We start from the raw sequence: 15,360 nt of genomic DNA on the forward strand, positions 1-15,360 counted from the left end.
GTCAATCGATCGGCTCGCCGGTGGCGATGATGTTGGCAATGTTACGGAACGATTCCGAGTCGCGAGAAAGGTACCCGTTACCCGCTTCCCACCACCCCCACACCGTGTTGCCGCCGTCGTGGGCCGCGTGCCCGGGTGTTCCGACCGCCATCTCGGTACCACCGCCCAGGCTCGGCACCTCACCCCCGTCGCTTTCGAAACTGACCGCACCCGGCAACGCCTCGGGATTCATCCCGTGGCCGAACGAGCTGTGCTCCCCGTACCGTGCGACCACATCCCCGGGAGCACGCGAGGCGTAGATTTGCGTGCCGGAGTAGTCCATTGGCGCGTCTCCGGTCCAGCCTGCGTGATACCCGTCGGGGACGCCTGCAGACCCGACTGCGATGAGGTTGTCGACTCCAAGGTTGTCGGGCGATCCGCCCACCGCGAGGAACGCGGTCGTGCTGCCGTATGAGTGCCCGATCACCGACGTCGTGACCTGTGAAGAAACCTCGTTGTCGAGCCCTCGCAGCGTGGAACTGAGCCTCGCCGCGCCCTCGGTCGCGCTGCCCATCACGTGTTCGGTCGCCAGATTCGGGGAGTCGTAGCCGTACCAGGCAATCGTCGCCGACCCCACGCCCTCACCGTACTCGTTCGCGAACTTGTTAAGGTTGCGGCCACTCGCCCCCCATGCCTTGAGGTCGTCGAGGCTCGAGAACATCCCACCGACCAGCACGTTGACGTTGGTGATGCCGTCCATCGGATCGACCGGGTTGCCTTCATCGTCGACGATCCGCACGCCGTACATAACGGCGGCGGTTGCCTGCGGGTGCTCGAACGGGTGGAACATCAGCAATTGGCCATCGAAGTCCGTGACCTCGCGCCCGAGCTGCTCGAGCTGCGAGTCGAGTGGCTCGCCATACGGGCCGCCTTCGATCACCCGGTCGTAGGCGGCCTTGTTGGCGAGGAACCGGTCGAGGTAGGGAACGCCTTCGAGGTTGCCGATGAACTCCGGGTAGGTGCGGGCCAACGCCGCGCGCTGCGCATCGGTGAGGCTGTCCCAGATCTCCGCGACCTCGGCCGGGCTGTCGGCGTTCGCGAGCGCATCGATCGCCGAGAGCGTCGAGTCGCTGAGGGTCGTGCCATCGGCGCGGACCAGGCCCGAGATCGCGGCGCCGTAGGCCTCATCCCACAGGGAGTACGCCGATTCCCACTGCTCCCACAGATCGTCGAGGGTGCTGGTGGCCGAGGCGAGACCGCTCTCGGCATCCGTGACGTCCTGCTCCGCCGTGTTGCGGGTCTGCGCGGTGTCGTCGGGCGTGCACTGGCGCTGCGCGAGCTCGGCCGCATCGAGATCGGCCGCCGCGGCCTCCTTCGCGGCATGGGCCGTCTCGATGTCGTCGATGAGGTCGTTCGCCGCCTTCGCGTGCTGCGCCACGGCCTCGCCGTAGGCGCGGACGACATCGGCGATGCGCCCGAGGGTGAGGATCGTCGGGTTCATCCGGCTCGCGAGCGCGCCCGATTCGGTCTGCACGCGATCGATGCTCTCGCCGCGCCCTTCGAGTCCGCCGTCGATGTTGCGCAGCACGATCCGGGCGTTGCCACCCTCATCGATCAACGTCTCGAGGTCACGATGGATGCCTTCGAGCGAGCCGCTGTCGTACTCGATCTCCTCGAGCGTCCAGCCGCGATTAGGAGAAGTCAGCGACATAGTCGGAATCCCATCCGGCGCCGAGCGAGACGTCGAGGTCGTCGAACGAATCGTTGATGCTCTTGAGGCGGTCGCTGATCGCGATGCCGTCGAGGTGCTGCGCCTTCGCCTCCATCGACGCCTGACCGAGTGCGTTCTCGAGCATGACCCGGAGGCTCGTGCGCCCCACTGGGTTGCCGACGCCAGTGTCGCGCGCCCAGATGTCGTTCGCATACATCACGTAGTTGCCGATCGAGAAGTCGATCTGCAGGATCGCCCCTTCGAGCGCGGCCCTGTCGATCTCGACGTCCGACATCTCCACCCCCCGGTGCTCTCTGTGGTTTCACACTAACGAGGGATATAGGGATGTCACGATGGGCAGGACTCCCCATCCGCACTGTGCCCGCGACGGGGTCGGGGACACGACGAAGGGGCCGACGGCGAACCGTCGACCCCTCGAAAACTGCGCTCGGTCAGCTGCCGGCGAGCTGCGTGTCGAGGTCCTGGATCGCACGCATCATGCCCAGCAGCGACTCCGACATGTCATTGATGCCATCGACCGCGGTCTTCAGACCCGTCGTCAGCTCCGTGTAACCCTCACCGAACTTGCCCGACGCATGCTGCGTCTTGAAGTCCTCACCCAGAAGGGTGTCCACCTGACCCTTCAGCGTGTCCAACTGACCCTGAATGTCATCACGAGCCTGCGACAGCGACGACGCCACCTGCTCCATCTCTGCATAAGACGCACCGAAATCGGCCATCGTCCACACCTCCGGAAATCGAATGAACCGGACCCCTCCGGCCCGATACCCACAAACCTAACAACCCCCACCCCCACCGTCGATGGGGAGACCTCCCCATCGAGCCGCGAGTGACGGCGAGGTCAGCGGCCGATCACGCCCGACCGGATCCGCACCCAGAGCGGGTCGCGCTCCGAGAGACCGGACACGATCCGCATCACCCCGCCGATCTGACCGATGCCGGCGAGCGCGGCGATCACACCGACGACCCCCGCCGCCACGGTCAGCTCGCTCGGCCCCTCGATGAGGTCGCGGACGAACAGCGCGATCCCGCCCACCGCGATCAGCAAGGCCAGGGTCGCCGTGACGATCCGAACGAACACCCGCAGCTCGAAGTTCACGGTGCGGGCCTGCAGCCAACCGCCGGCGCGGCGCTGGCGCCCTCCGCGCGTGTACGGCAGACGCATCCACCACGTCGCAGCCGAGAGGAGCCGCCGCCCGGACCACCACAGCAGCTCCAGCAGGGCGACGCCCGCGAGAGCGACGACGACGGCGACCACGATCGCCACCAGGTCGCTGCCGGCGGGCGTGCCGCCCAGCATCCGCACCGTCTCGATGAGACCGACCGCCACGAACGCACCGCCGGCAGCGAGGGCGAAGCCCAGGATGCCGAGCCCCCACCGCGACCATCGTTCGAAGTCCGCCCGCAGCGCCGCGGCGGCACGGTCGGCCTCGACGGGGCGAGCGTCATCGGATCCCGCCTCGGCGATGAGAGGACGCGAGGCCGGGAGGATCAGGGCGAAGGGCATGGATTCAGGTTAGGCCGTCGTCGAGCGGCGTCTCGAATCGCGCACCCTCCGGCAGTTGCGGCTCGACGCCTTCGGGAAGGTACTGCGTCATCGACAGCGCGAACGCCGTCATCACCGCCAGCTCCTGCCGCTGCGCCGGGTCGGAGCACATGCCCATGACGACCACGGTTCCCGCTTCGTCAGGAAGACGGATCTCACCCACCGTCATGACCGCGTCCATACCCCCGCGCGACACCAGTCCGCTCGTCACGGTGCCGACCCGCCCGTCCGGCGACGCGAAGGTCTCGGCGGTCGCGTCGTCGCCGAAGCGACCGAGCGGCAGAAGACGGTGCAGCGAGACGGCATCCGCGGTGTCTTCCGGTCCCGTGACGACCACGTTCGTGCACAGGAATGACACCGCCGGCCGCTCACCGAGCACGATCGACACCCCGGCGAAGTCGAATCCGGTGTCGGCGAAGGTGCGCACACCCTCGTGGAATCCGGCGACGATCGCCTCACGCGCCTCGTCCGGGAGCCAGCCCTTGCCGCCCTCGAGGTAGCGCTCCAACCATTCGTCGGGCGAGCGATCGCCCAGGGCACGGAACTCGATCCAGCCCTGCGGCATCCGCTGCCAGACCCGGTGGCCGGTTGCCTGTTCGACGCTCACAGCTCGTCGTCCGTCTTCGGGCCGTTGCCATGGACCGTGTTGTCGACACGTTCGGCGAGGTTCTGCCACGGACCGAACAGGCTGTCGACGAAGTCCTGCCCCTTGCTGTGCGCGTCCATCGCGGTGTTGGTCATCCAGTAGGTGTTGGCGACCATGTTGCTCATGTTGATGTTCAGGGTGACGGCGAGGGTTCCCGCCGCCGTACCGCCACCGGCGAGAGCCGGGGTCATGCGCTGGATCGACGGGATGAGCACCGCACCACCGGGGCCGATGAGCGTCTTCGCCGCGACACCCAGCAGACCACCGGCGAGCAACCCGACCGCGCCGATCGCGAAGTCCGTCCACGACCCGCGGCCGGTGAGCGCCTGCAGCCCGTCGATCGCGACCAGCGCGATCGCCATGACGAGCGCCACGGTGCCGAGCACCGGGATGAAGAGCGAGAGGATGGCGATGATCGGCAGCGCCGCGCGGAGGATGTCCTCCAGGATCGGCACCACGTTGTCCATGAGCCACTCGCCGGCATCCGCCAGCCAGTCGCCCGCCCCCTCGAGGAAGTTCGAGAACGCGTTGCCCGCATAGGAGTTGAGCGTGTCGCTCGCGCTCACGAGGTGCTGCGCGGCGATCGCCGCGTCGTCGTCGACCTCGATCTTCAGGCGCTGCGCCTCGGCGATCACGTCGTCGAGCGCGCCCTGAGCCGTCGCGAGGGCAGTGGTCGCATTCGACACGGCGTCGGGATCGGCATCCTCGGCGTCGGCGCCGTCGACGGCCTTGTCCTTCGCGGTCGCCTTGCTGCTCACCGACGCGGCGGCGGTGGCCGCCCGGTCTTCGAGCTCGCGAGCGCGCTGCTGGTAGCCGGTCAGCTGCGTCACCCAGGTGCTGAGCGCATCGCGGGACGTGCGCAGGGCCGAACCCGTGTCGACCAGGTGCGGACGGAAGTCCTCGCTCATCGCGGCGCGGAACGCCACGGCGGCTTCGCCCGTCCAGGCGGCGTCATCGTCGCCGTTGAGCATCGCGAGCGCGTCGTCGACGCTGTCGCAGCCGGTCGAGAGCCCGAGCACGAAGCCCTCGAGCTCGCCGAGATCGCCGGGAGCGGGATCGAATCCCAGAGCGGGGAACGCGGTCATGCGGATGCCCCTTCCTCGGGCTCCATGCTGGCGGCGAGCTCGGAGTCGAGCCCGCGGAACGCCTCGAGGATGCCCTGCAGGCCGGTGCTCGCATCTTCGGCGTAGCGGCCGAGCTTGTCGATGCCGCCACCCCACGAATCGTGGAGGTCTTCGAGACGGCGTCGCAGCTCCTGCTGCGGGACGGCCGAGGCCGAGACGCTGCCGAGAGCGCTGGTCGCGGCATCCAACGACGTGCGCATGTTCGCGTACGCGGTCTTGCTGGCCTCCATGGCCGAGTAGTCGATACTCACATCAGGCATACGTGTCCCCTCCCCTGGTCACCGGTCGAAAGGGGGCGCCGACCTTGTCGGTCGACGCCCCACGAAGAACGCTCGGTCAGCTGCCGGCGAGCTGCGTGTCGAGGTCCTGAATCGCACGCATCATGCCCAGCAGCGACTCCGACATGTCATTGATGCCATCGACCGCGGTCTTCAGACCCGTCGTCAGCTCCGTGTAACCCTCACCGAACTTGCCCGACGCATGCTGCGTCTTGAAGTCCTCACCCAGAAGGGTGTCCACCTGACCCTTCAGCGTGTCCAACTGACCCTGAATGTCATCACGAGCCTGCGACAGCGACGACGCCACCTGCTCCATCTCTGCATAAGACGCACCGAAATCGGCCATCGTCCACACCTCCGGAAATCGAATGAACCGGACCCCTCCGGCCCGATACCCACAAACCTAACAACCCCCACCCCCACCGTCGATGGGGAGACCTCCCCATCCCGGTTCGCACGGGGCGAAGAACCGGAATCAGGGGCGGGGGATGACGCCGGCGATGTCGATCTCGCCGTCGTAGGCGAGCCACGCAACCCAGGCGGCGGGCGCGAGCGTGCGCGCCTGGGCGATGGTCGTGGTGTCGATGCCCGCGGCGGCCAGGGCGTCGAGTCTGCGGGTCCACTCGGCATTGTCGGAGGGCGTCGGCGAGGACGACGATGCCGCCCACTCGGCGTCGCGGCGCATCTGGCGCAGGTCGCCCGGATCGACGGATGCTCGCGCGCGGGGCGTGAGCGCAGCATCCTGTCTCCGCACCCGATCGCTCCGGATCGCGACCCCCGCGATGAGGAGGGTGGTCGCCGCCGTCATCGGCAACCAGATCGCGAGGTCCTCCGGCGTGAACCCGCGGTCGTCGCCGGTACCGAGGAGGAGGCGTGTCACCAGCAGGGCGGCACAGAGCAGGCCGACCATGACCGCGCTGGTCTCGCCGATGCGGGCGCTCCGAACGTCAGGCACCCGCAGCAGGAGCGCGACGAGCAACACCGGTATGGCGATCACTCCCGCGACGACGGCGGTCGACACGGCCAGCTCGGGGTCGGTGAAGGCGTTCCTGCGGTCGGACGGACCGAGCATCACCGCCGACGTCAGGGCCGCCGTCAGTCCGAGGCCGAGCAGCGTTCCCCACACGGCGAGATATCCCGCGCTCGACTGCGCCCGTGGCGGCGCGCTCGCGGTGGCGATCGCCGGCGCCGCGGACGCCGAGACGAAGCGCCGCCGACGCTGATGCAGGTTCCACAGGCGGGAGAACAGCGCCGATGACGCCTGCGGCTGGGCGCGAAGCACTTCCACCGCTTCGTTCGCAACCGCGGTGACCGTCTCATCGTCACCGGAGAGGCGCACGACCGGCTTCATGCCGCGCCCTCGGCATCGTGGGCGATCCAGAGCATCGGTTCGCTCGGGCGACGCATCGGTGGTCCGCCACGCCCTCAACCGGCGGCTTCAGCGGGCGAGACCGCGGGTACGGCGTCCTCCTCCGCGACCCTCTCCCAGGCGAAGGTCGAGACGATCGAATCGCTCAGCAGCGCCAGCTCATCGAGCACCTCGGCGGGCAGCACGTCGCCGTCCGGGATGACGATCGTCGACGTGAACACGAGCGCCTTCCGGCGCTGCGTGCCGGGAACCGGAACGACGTAGGTGATCGTGCGTCCGCCGACGCCGTCGATCGACGACGCCCCGGGTGGGCGCTTCGCCTCGGTCACCCAGCGCACGATGTGCTTGACGTGGTCGTCGAGGAAGACGGCGCCCCGCAGGCGGAAGGCCTCGGTCACCCAGCCGTCGAGGTTCTCGCCGTGGGCGGCCGTGAGCAGCGAGGCCGTGATCGACAGGGGGAGCAGTTCCTCCATCGGCACGTCCTGCTGCCGGTAGACGGCGAACACCTTGGTGTTGCGCATGACTTGGTTGACCTGCGCCATCATGGTGCGGAACTCGGCATCGAGGTCGGGACGCCCGGCCTGCATGAAGATCGCACTCGCCTTGCGCACGTCCTCCTGCTGCGCCGCATTGGTGGGCACGTGCCGCACCCAACCCGGAGGAAGCACGAGGCGAAACGGGGGAACGCCGAACTGCATCTCGACGCCGAGGTCGTTGATCTCGTTCACCGAAGGGCTCCTCGCGCTGGTCTGTTCGGGGCGGCGGTCACGCCGGCAGGGTGATGCCGTCGATCACGCGGAGGATGTGCTCCTCCATGAGGGCGAAGGACTCGAGGGTCGAGCCCATCGCCTCGATCATGATGACCCATTCTCCCGCACGGAGCATGACCGTCCAGTTGGCGATCGGGCGCGCGGCGCCGTCGACGACGACGCCGGAGGTGCGGCGCAGCAGGAATCCGTTGCCGTGCGCGTCGGTCTCGAGTTGGATCAGCTCGGATGCCGTGGAGTCGGGCAGCGTCGCGATCTCTTCCAGCACAGCGCGCTCATCGAGCGCCTCGGCATCCGCCACCGTGATCTCGACGAGGACGTCGCTGTACACCCCGCGGGGGATGAACCACAGCTGGGTCGCTGCGTTGCCCGCGAGCCCGACGAGGCCTTGCGCCGTGAGGCGGATCGCATCCAGATCGCCGTCGGTGAGAGACGAACGTGTCGCGTAGAGCTCGACTGCCGCGTCGACCCACGCTTCCTCTCCGCCGTCGCCCGCGAGATCGCGGGCGGTCGGCAGCGGGAGGAACCACTCGTCGTCGTAGGCGAAGTCCCATCGCGCATCGGTCGCCGTCTCGACGGGAAGCGGCGTCATCGGGTGATCCCGTTCAGCAGGCCAGCGGGCGAGAGGCCACCGGACGGTCGACCGTTGGTCATGGCTACGCCCTTGTCCGCCCACTTGTAGACGTTCCATGCCTGCTCGAACAGCGTGGGAGCATCGGACTTGGCCAGCTGCTGCAGCGCCTGCGGCAGCTGCGTGTAGAGCCTGTTCCCATAACCGGTACCGACCGCAGCGGCCTCCTGGAACGCGACGGTGAAAGACCGATTCGCTCCGCCGAGGAATCGCTGTCCGAGTCCTGCGAGCGTGAACGGCCCCGTCAGCCGGGTGCGCGAGACGTTCTCGACGAAGTTTGCGAAGTTGAGCTTGCTCGCCGCGCGCCAGCCGTTCTTCGGCAGTGCGGAGATGTTGTGGATATTGCGAATCTGCCCGAGCGGCCCGGTGAGCTGCTTCGGGATCGCCTTGAAGAACTTGCCCAATCCCTGACCGAGTTTGCCGATCGGGAGAACTCCGACGATGGCCCACGCGAGATCCCCCCACCCCTTGCGGCCGTCGAACATGAGCGCGACGGTGAGGGCGAGCGCGATGACGCCGACGACCAGGGCGGCGATCGCGAAGAAGGGGCCGCCGATGATGAGGCCGAGCACCGCAATCGCGAGACCGACCCAGCTGACCCATTCGGCGACGACCGCGAGGACTCCCGCGATGTCCTCCCAGGTGGAGTCCTTGCCGATGTCGTTGGCATCCGTGAGGCCCGACACGGCCGTCTCGTACGCCTCGTGCCAGGTGTCGTACTCGGCGTCGAAAGCGGCGAGGTTGTCATCGTGATCGCTCGATGCCGTGCTCAGAGCGCTTTGGGCTCCGGATGCCGCAGAAGCGAGCTCCTGCCCCGCAGCGGTGTTGGCCGCCGCGGCATCCTCCTCCGGCGGGTTCAGACGCGTGTTCGTGTTGTGGGTGCTCAGCGCGGCCGATGCATCCGCCGCGTTCGACTGCGCCGTCTGCAGGGCCGTGAGGCTGGACTCGCAATCCGCGACCACCGTCTGCATGCGCGACTGCACCTGAGCGAGCGCCGTCGCGTAGGCGGAGAGGGTCGACCCCGCCGGCGTGTAGCGCCGACCGGCCTCGTCGAGGTCTTTGTGGACGTCGTCGATGACCTCCTTGATTTTGTCCATCGCATATCCGCGCCCGACGATCGTGCCGTCCTTGATGCCTTCGAGCGTGCTCGCCGCCTCGACCATGCTCTCGCCGAGCTCGGTGATCTGCGACCCTCGCGTGGAGATCGCCGCAGCATCCCCCGCGACCACCTCGACCTCGCGTCCGCTGTGCGTCTGCATCTTCCCGCCCCTCCGTGTCAGTACGCCACCGGCGCGTGACCGCCGGATCCGCCCGCGCTGCTGCCCGACTGCTCCATCGACGTCGCCATCTCGGAGTCGAGACTGGTGACCTCGTCGACCGTCCCCTGCACTCGCTGGGCGACTTCTTTGAGCTTCGTCAGCAGCTTGTCGCGGCTGTCGTTCCAGCTGCCCTCGAAGTCGTGGCAGCGGTCCTGGAGTCGACCGTCGCCGTAGGGCCGTGCGACGGCGGCCTCCACGTCGTCCTGGCGCCCCGACGCCGACTCGAACTCGCTGACGATCGCCGTGAGCTGCTCGCTCGTGGTCTGCAGATACTCGATCGGCACGATCATGCTCTGGCCGCTCATCGCCCCTCCTCAGTTCCTGGACGATACGACATTAGTGGGCGGCGATGTCTCACACGATGGGGAGCACTCCCCATGTTGCGGATCACCGCGCGGCACGGCGCGCGGTGCCGTTCTCGGCCTTCTTCGTCAGCGCCCGGATGCTCTCGCGATCGGCCAGAATCCCCAGCTCCGTGATGCCGGCGGCGCCGAGGCCCCGACCGCGCGTCTTCGCCGCGGTGGTGCGGATGCTGGTGGTGGAGGAATGCTCCACCATCTCGCCGAGCCGCGTCCATCGGCGGAGGTCCTGAGCGTCGAGTTCCTTCCGATGCGCCCGGCGCAGTCGGCCGAGACGCCTTCCCCCGGCCTTCCGCTGACCGAACGTCTCGCTGTATTCGTCGCTCCCTTTCTCCAGGATCCTGCGCTGCTTCGCCTCCGTGTCGGCGATCACCGCCGCGATCTCCTGGGCGTAACCGGGCATCCCCCTGAGGATCCGCCGCTCCTCCGCGACCCACCGCCGCAGCAGTGCATCCTCGCACTCGTCGCAGAGACGCGATGGACGTGTCCCGTCCGTCGCGTACCCGCAGTCGCACGGGATCCCCCCGCGCTGTGTGCGCCGTGCGGGCGCCCATCCGAACCGCTCCCGTAACGACGCGGCACCCACGACGCTCTCGTGCAACTCACCCAGAAAACCCTCACCGCTCCGACGCTGCGCCTCGCGTACCAGCGCCTCCCACCGCTCCGCATCGCCCGCACGCACCAACCCACGAGCCTCCCGCGCATACTCCGCCAGCACCGCGAACACCTCCGCCTCCACCGACGCCGCCTTCAACGCCGACGCCGACGTCACCCCCGGCCACGACGGAAACCCCACACGCTCCCGCAACACCCCCAACCGCGCCTCACCCGACACCGCGAAACGCTCCCAGACAGCCTTCAACGCCTCGTCACGCTCAAGCACGCCCCGCTCGAACTCCACCACCGCATCGAACACACCCATGCGAAAAGCGTAAGCCGTGCGCGCCTCCGCGCTCGGCCACGCGAGAAAACGGAGACCGGATGCTGCGCCGGCGGCGTGTCACGGCCTCTCACCGCGCGGCGCGCCGCGGCGGCGGCATCCGCTCCGGGTTTTCTCCCAACCGGATGCCGCCGCAGACGGGAGCTCACCCGACCCGGTCGCCCTCGACGAGCGGCATCTGCACCGTGACCTGGCGGCCGGCCTGCACGAAGATGCCACGACCCTCGGGGAAGTCGGTGCGCTTGACCTTGGGGAACGGCACCTTGAACACCGCGTCGCCGTCGAACGAGTCGGGCTTGAGGATGATGCCCTTGCGGCCGGCCTTGAAGTCGCCGATGAACCCGAACCCGCTGGTGACCTGGGTCACGTCGGCATCGCCGATCATCAGGTGGTCGCTACGGTTGATCGCCTGGAACAGCGCCTTCATGTCGCGCTCGGCGGGCGAGTCGGCGAACTGCGGCACGTCCTCCACGACGATGAGGATGCGCATTCCGAGCGTCTCGTCGGCGACGAGCTCGACGAGTTCCTTCGCGAGCTCCTTCGCCTCTTCGGGCGTGGTGGCGCTGCGCGTCCACTCGGCGTATCCCTTGAGCTGCGCCCGCCGTCCGCCGAAGTGGAACAGCTTGACCGTCGGGTCGAGCCGCCGCATCGACGTGATGAGCCCCTTGAGCGCCGTGGTCTTGCCCGACTGCGGCGGACCGGCCACGACGAACGTGCCGACAGGATCGAAGTCGCGTGCGGCGAGCGTGTCCTCCGCCACACCCAGCACCGGGAACTCGCCCAGGCGATCGGGCAGATCGCGCACCGAGAGGCGGGTGGGCAGCGCGCCGATCTCCTCGACCTCGCGCACCCCGGCTCCGCGCAGCTGGGCCGCGAGCTGCTCGAGCAGCTTGGTCTGCTCGGCCACGTTGGGGGTGCCGCCGAGCGTCGCGATCTGCGTCTCGAGGCCGTCGACGATCGCACGACCCGGGGCGGACGTCTCGTCGAGCACATCCTTCGGGGCGTTGAGCATCGCGTAGCCGGAGTCGTCGGAGAGACGCAGCACCACGCGGCGCGACACGTTCGCGCTGACCGCCGTCGGCACGGAACCCGAGCGGTCGGCGCTCGCGATCACGTGCACGCCGAGCGGGCGCCCCTCGCCGAGGATGCGCATGAAGGTCTGGTAGAACGGCATCCGCGCGGTGGTCGATTCCCACTCGCTACGGAACTGCGGGAATCCGTCGATGAGCAGCAGGATGCGCGGCTCGCGCGACCCGGTGATCTCGCGGTACTCGGTGAGGCTCGAGGCGTTCGCGGCGCTGAAGCGCTTGCCGCGATCGTCGAGCACCCGCGCGAGCGAGCGCAGGATGCGCTGCACGCGCTCGGCATCGTCGCCGCCGATGATCGATCCGACGTGCGGGAGGACCTCGAGGCTCTTCAACGCACCGGACCCGAAGTCGAGGCCGTAGACCTCGACGTCGGAGTGCCCGGCGTGGAACCCGGCCGCGATCGCGACGGTGCGCAGCACGGTCGACTTGCCCGAGCCGCTCGTGCCGTAGACGAGGAGCGAACCGTCCTTGTCGGGCACGAAGTACGCCGGCTCCTGCATCTGCCGGGAGGGCACGTCCATCTTTCCGAGCAGGATCTGCCCGTCACCGAGCACCGGCAGGTCGCGGATGTCGACCGCGCGCTCGAGGTCGTCGAGCCACGGGCGGCGCGGGGCCGGGATGCCGGCGATCGAGGATGCCGCGACGAGCGACGAGACGATGCGCTTCTGGTCGTTCGGGCCGAGGTCCTCGTCGTGCGAGTCGGACTCGGGCGCCTGGTCGGCCTCCCACGTCTGGATGGATCCGAACCGCAGCTCGGCCACCTTGACCTCTGCCTGCTGCACCTCGTCGGTCGTCCACCCACCGGCGTACGCCGACTGGAACGGCACGAGACGACCGGGGCCGGTCTTCGCGATGCCGCGACCGGGGAGCGACGGCGGGAACGACGCCGCCACCGGGTCGTCGACGACGTCCTTCGAATCCGACTCGTCGGCCATGCGCAGGGCGACGCGCAGGTTGGTGTTGGCGCGCAGGTTGTCCTTGATGACACCCGCGGGCCGCTGGGTCGCCATGATCAGGTGGATGCCGAGGGAGCGACCGCGCTGCGCGATGTCGACGACGCCGTCGACGAACTCGGGCACCTCTCCGGCGAGCGCCGCGAACTCGTCGATCACGAGCACGAGGGCGGGCGGGGTCTCGGGGTCGCGGCGCTTCTCGAGTTCGAGGAGGTCCTTCGCCTTCTTGCGGTTGAAGAGATGCTCGCGGTGGTGCAGCTCGGCGCGCAGGCTGGTGAGCGCCCGTCGCACGAGGTGCGGGCTCAGGTCGGTGACCAGGCCCACGCAGTGCGGCAGATCGACGCAGTCGGCGAACGCCGAACCGCCCTTGTAGTCGACGAAGAGGAACGTCACCCGGTCGGGGCTGTGCGCCGCCGCCATGCCGAGCACCCAGGCCTGCAGGAACTCGCTCTTGCCGGCGCCGGTGGTTCCACCGACGAGGGCGTGCGGCCCCTGCGTGCGCAGGTCGAGGGTCATGGCATCCGTCTGCGACTGCCCGATGATGGCGCGCAGGTTGCCCGCCTTCTTCAGGCGCGACTGCGGAGCACCCGAACGGTCGAGGATGGTGTTGTTCTGACGCCAGCGGTCGATCACGGCGTTCGGGTCGGAGGCCAGCTCGCTGCCGACGAGCGACAGGAACATCACCGAGTTCGGGATGTCGGAGGAGTCCTCGATCACGGTGCTCGAGTCGACGACCGGAGCGAGACGCTTGGCGAACATCGTCATGTACGCGTGCGAGACGCCCTCGACGCGCACGTCCTCGTAGGCGACACCGTTGCGCACCGTGCCGACGCGCGCGTGCTCGAGGCCGGCGCTGACGTCGACGAACGAGCGGCACGCCGCCGGCAGCGACTCGACGACCGGGGCCACGAAGAGGCCGTAGACGCCGACATCCGCTCCCCGCTCGAGGATCTGCGTGAGGCGTGCGCGGTCGACCGGCGCGTCGTTCGTGACGATCACCAGGATCGCGGTCTGGCCGGGGAACGTCGCTTCTTCGGCGGCGCGCTTGACGTCGGTGCCGTAGTACATCGGGTCCCAGTCGTCACCGTAGGGCGGGCGCTGCGACTTCGCCTCGCGCGAGCGGCGGAGCACGATCTCCTCGAGGCCGTTGAGCAGGGCCGTGCCCGTCGAGGCCGAGTCGGCCAGCGCGACGTCCTTGAACGGGTTGCGCTCGCTGGAGGTGTGCGGGAGCCACTTGAGCCAGTCGAGTTCGTTCGCCCACCCGGGCTCGGTGAGGGCGACGGCCACGAGCTCGTTGGGCGAATGCATCCCGAACAGCTGCACCGCGAGTCCCCGCAGCGCGTCGCTGGCGAGCGAGGTGGGGCCGGCGACGCCGATCGATCCCGAGCTCTGCAGCGACTCGAGGATCGGCACGTCGTCGATCATCTTGTACCGCTCCTCGAGGCGGTCGACACGCTCGATGTACTCGGGCAGCGCTTCGGGGATGTCGGCGCGTTTGATGCGCGTACGCGATTCGTCGGTACAGCTCCCCAACCGCACGGCCAGGAAGTTCCAGTGCTCGGGTCGACGGGTCCACAGCAGCGGGCCGAGTCGCATCGCCTCGTCGAACACGACCGCGACGGCGGGCACCTCCATCTGGCGCACCTCGCGCTCTCGCGGCTGGGCGAGGTAGAGCTTCTCCTCGAGGCGTTCGAAGTTCTCCTCGAACTTCTCGACCTCCTTGCGCAGGCGCTGACCGAGGTTCGTCTTCTGGGAGATGAAGTTTCCGAACATCATCAGCGGCGACATGAAGACGATCAGCAGCGACCGCGGGTTCCCGCTCATCGCGTAGATAGCGGCTCCCAACAGGATCGGCGCGACGAGCATGGGCCACGGGAAGAGCCGCTGCACCTGGTCGCGGGGGTAGCGGGGCTCGTCGAGCTCCTCGCCGGTGAATCGCGCCTCGACCCGCGGGCTGCGGTTGAAGAGCAGCGCGCCCCCGCGCTCGAGCACGGGGTCGCCGGCGGCCGAGCCGTCGAAGTCGCTCACGAGGTGCACGACGAACTCGCAGTCGCCGAGGGTGAAGCGCTGGCCGGGGATCACGCGCAGGCGCTGCACGAGGCCGCCGTCGACGAGGATGCCGTTGGCGGAGTTCAGGTCGACGATCTCGACGAAGGTCGTCGCGACCTCGATGCGCGCGTGGCGCTTCGAGACCAGCGGATCAGCGATCGTCACGTCGTTCGCGGCGTCGCGACCGATGAGGAAGTGTCCGAGGGGCAGGGCGAACTCCTGGCCCTGCGCGGGGCCGGCGACCACCGTGAGCACGGCGGCGGGGCGCGCCCCGGCGGTGCCGACCGACGCCCGGTTCGGGCCGAGATTGACGACCTCGGCGAGGAAGCCGGAACCGATCGGGGCATCACCGACGAGGAGGTCGGGGGTGAGCATGGTGAGCTGCTCGCTGGTCGGCGGGGCGACGGAGAGGGTGAGCACGTCGGCCGGCGAGGCCGGGATGCTGCGTGTCGGATCGGTCGATGCGATCTGGCGCGCGACGTCGGCCACGGTCGCGGTCGAGTCGGCCATCACGACGATGTCGGTCAGGGGCGCCGCCGGGCGGCGCAGGGTCAGCTTGACTCTCATCGTCGATCCTCAC

At 68.8% G+C, this 15,360-nt stretch carries 15 protein-coding genes; all 15 read right to left on the reverse strand.

All coding sequences use genetic code 11. From position 1 onward, the window contains the following. Position 1: 1 nt before the first annotated feature. Positions 2-1,690, reverse strand: coding sequence for an alpha/beta hydrolase (locus ACTJKK_RS12355; protein WP_440748211.1), 1,689 nt, complete (start codon positions 1,688-1,690; stop codon positions 2-4). After that, positions 1,671-1,985: a hypothetical protein gene (locus ACTJKK_RS12360; RefSeq protein ID WP_440748212.1), complete on the reverse strand. Its 315-nt coding sequence runs from the start codon at positions 1,983-1,985 to the stop codon at positions 1,671-1,673. Before ACTJKK_RS12360 ends, ACTJKK_RS12355 begins: the two co-directional genes overlap by 20 nt. A gap of 157 nt (positions 1,986-2,142) precedes the next feature. Further along, positions 2,143-2,430: a WXG100 family type VII secretion target gene (locus ACTJKK_RS12365; RefSeq protein ID WP_247623521.1), complete on the reverse strand. Its 288-nt coding sequence runs from the start codon at positions 2,428-2,430 to the stop codon at positions 2,143-2,145. Between the two features lie 122 nt (positions 2,431-2,552). Continuing rightward, positions 2,553-3,218, reverse strand: coding sequence for a hypothetical protein (locus tag ACTJKK_RS12370; RefSeq protein WP_440748213.1), 666 nt, complete (start codon positions 3,216-3,218; stop codon positions 2,553-2,555). Between the two features lie 4 nt (positions 3,219-3,222). Beyond that, entirely contained in the window at positions 3,223-3,864 is a 642-nt protein-coding gene (locus ACTJKK_RS12375; RefSeq protein WP_247955520.1) for a hypothetical protein, read from the reverse strand. After that, a complete protein-coding gene (locus tag ACTJKK_RS12380) occupies positions 3,861-4,988 on the reverse strand; it encodes a hypothetical protein (protein ID WP_404597808.1) in 1,128 nt (375 codons plus the stop codon). The genes ACTJKK_RS12375 and ACTJKK_RS12380 overlap by 4 nt, the downstream gene beginning before the upstream one ends. Then, entirely contained in the window at positions 4,985-5,287 is a 303-nt protein-coding gene (locus ACTJKK_RS12385) for a hypothetical protein (protein WP_247632977.1), read from the reverse strand. The genes ACTJKK_RS12380 and ACTJKK_RS12385 overlap by 4 nt, the downstream gene beginning before the upstream one ends. Before the next feature lie 76 nt (positions 5,288-5,363). Then, positions 5,364-5,651: a WXG100 family type VII secretion target gene (locus ACTJKK_RS12390; protein ID WP_247623521.1), complete on the reverse strand. Its 288-nt coding sequence runs from the start codon at positions 5,649-5,651 to the stop codon at positions 5,364-5,366. A 129-nt stretch (positions 5,652-5,780) separates the two neighbouring features. Beyond that, positions 5,781-6,656: a hypothetical protein gene (locus tag ACTJKK_RS12395; RefSeq protein WP_440748214.1), complete on the reverse strand. Its 876-nt coding sequence runs from the start codon at positions 6,654-6,656 to the stop codon at positions 5,781-5,783. Between the two features lie 74 nt (positions 6,657-6,730). Next, complete coding sequence (locus ACTJKK_RS12400; protein ID WP_440748215.1) at positions 6,731-7,402, reverse strand: hypothetical protein; 672 nt, start codon at positions 7,400-7,402, stop codon at positions 6,731-6,733. A 37-nt stretch (positions 7,403-7,439) separates the two neighbouring features. After that, the gene (locus ACTJKK_RS12405; protein ID WP_440748216.1) at positions 7,440-8,033 is read right to left on the reverse strand and encodes a hypothetical protein; all 594 of its coding nucleotides are present in this window, start codon (positions 8,031-8,033) and stop codon (positions 7,440-7,442) included. Beyond that, positions 8,030-9,331: a hypothetical protein gene (locus ACTJKK_RS12410; protein ID WP_440748217.1), complete on the reverse strand. Its 1,302-nt coding sequence runs from the start codon at positions 9,329-9,331 to the stop codon at positions 8,030-8,032. The genes ACTJKK_RS12405 and ACTJKK_RS12410 overlap by 4 nt, the downstream gene beginning before the upstream one ends. Positions 9,332-9,348: 17 nt before the next feature. After that, positions 9,349-9,696: a hypothetical protein gene (locus ACTJKK_RS12415; protein ID WP_247623530.1), complete on the reverse strand. Its 348-nt coding sequence runs from the start codon at positions 9,694-9,696 to the stop codon at positions 9,349-9,351. Between the two features lie 82 nt (positions 9,697-9,778). Further along, the gene (locus tag ACTJKK_RS12420; protein WP_440748218.1) at positions 9,779-10,672 is read right to left on the reverse strand and encodes a hypothetical protein; all 894 of its coding nucleotides are present in this window, start codon (positions 10,670-10,672) and stop codon (positions 9,779-9,781) included. Between the two features lie 163 nt (positions 10,673-10,835). Continuing rightward, the gene (locus ACTJKK_RS12425) at positions 10,836-15,347 is read right to left on the reverse strand and encodes an FtsK/SpoIIIE domain-containing protein (RefSeq protein ID WP_440748219.1); all 4,512 of its coding nucleotides are present in this window, start codon (positions 15,345-15,347) and stop codon (positions 10,836-10,838) included. Positions 15,348-15,360 lie beyond the last annotated feature (13 nt).

Origin of the sequence: Microbacterium sp. 22179 (genome assembly GCF_052045715.1) — a bacterium.
GTDB classification, from domain to species: Bacteria; Actinomycetota; Actinomycetes; order Actinomycetales; family Microbacteriaceae; genus Microbacterium; species Microbacterium galbinum.